This window comes from Oleiphilus sp. HI0079, assembly GCF_001635105.1.
The window spans coordinates 1-304 of the sequence record NZ_LWFT01000469.1 but is presented as its reverse complement, the minus strand read 5'-3'; the positions used below and the strand labels follow the sequence as shown (position 1 = coordinate 304).

Below are 304 nucleotides of genomic sequence, written 5' to 3'. Positions count from 1 at the left end.
CCGATGCGTTCGAAATACATTCGCAAAGCGGTGAAAAAACTTCGCGGCAATCACAACGAGATTCTGGACGAGATTCAAGGACGCATTGAAAAGCAACTCAATAAACGTAACCTAAACGGAACGGTTGTTGGCCGAGAAAAGCATCTCTACAGTATTTACCAAAAAATGAAGTACAAGCATCGCTCATTCCACGAGATTATGGATGTGTATGCTTTTCGGATTATCTCCGACTCGGAAGATGACTGTTACCGTATTCTTGGTGCGCTACACGCACTCTACAAGCCCCTGCCATTTAGATTTAAAG

Annotated in this window: 1 pseudogene; it reads left to right on the top strand. The window is 43.8% G+C overall.

Going from position 1 to position 304, the window contains the following annotated elements:
- Positions 1 to 30: 30 nt before the first annotated feature.
- Positions 31 to 304: pseudogene (locus A3750_RS06165) on the top strand (guanosine-3',5'-bis(diphosphate) 3'-diphosphatase); the annotation flags it as partial.